Below are 538 nucleotides of genomic sequence, written 5' to 3'. Positions count from 1 at the left end.
CGAAAACCTCCACGTCTCTAGCAACCATGAAGCTCGCCCTCCTCTCTCTCTTCGCCAGCACCGCCGCTGCTTTCGCCCCCGCCCAAAATGTCCGCATCTCCACCGACCTCTCCGCCACCCGTGCCGTGAAGAAGGAGGCTGCTCCCAAGAAAGCTCCCAAGGTTAAGGCCGTCGCCCCTGAGGGACTGGTTGGGGCGCTTCCCCCGGTGGGTTTCTTCGACCCCGCTGGCTTCGCCGCTAAGGCCTCCGACGCTGAGCTTGCCCGTTACCGTGAGGTCGAGATTATGCACGGACGCTTCGCTCAAATGGCTTTCCTTGGATTTGTGATCCCTGAGAAATGCGCTTACGACGGTGCGTTCGGAGATGACTTCCTTGCACCGACCGGACGTGCCCTTGAGGTTTTTAACACGGACCCCATTTGGCTCGCACTCACCCTCGGAGTGCTCGCATGTCTTGAAACTGTCCGTCTTCTCGAGACTGAGCCTGGAACTCGCACTGATGCCAAAATCGAGTCTCTTGGATGGAGGCCCAAGAGTGA

1 protein-coding gene is annotated in these 538 nt (G+C 59.3%); it reads left to right on the top strand.

Annotation, left to right across the window (positions count from 1 at the left end):
* Nucleotides 1-26: 26 nt before the first annotated feature.
* Nucleotides 27-538, top strand: a 512-nt coding sequence (locus tag H9Y04_RS46000; protein WP_187820194.1) for a chlorophyll a-b binding domain-containing protein, incomplete at its 3' end; no start/stop codon positions are given.

It is taken from the genome of Streptomyces polyasparticus (genome assembly GCF_014493765.1).
In the GTDB taxonomy this organism is placed as follows: domain Bacteria; phylum Actinomycetota; class Actinomycetes; order Streptomycetales; family Streptomycetaceae; genus Streptomyces; species Streptomyces polyasparticus.
The sequence above is the reverse complement of the archived record's forward strand: the minus strand, read 5'-3'. Positions and strand labels throughout refer to the sequence as shown.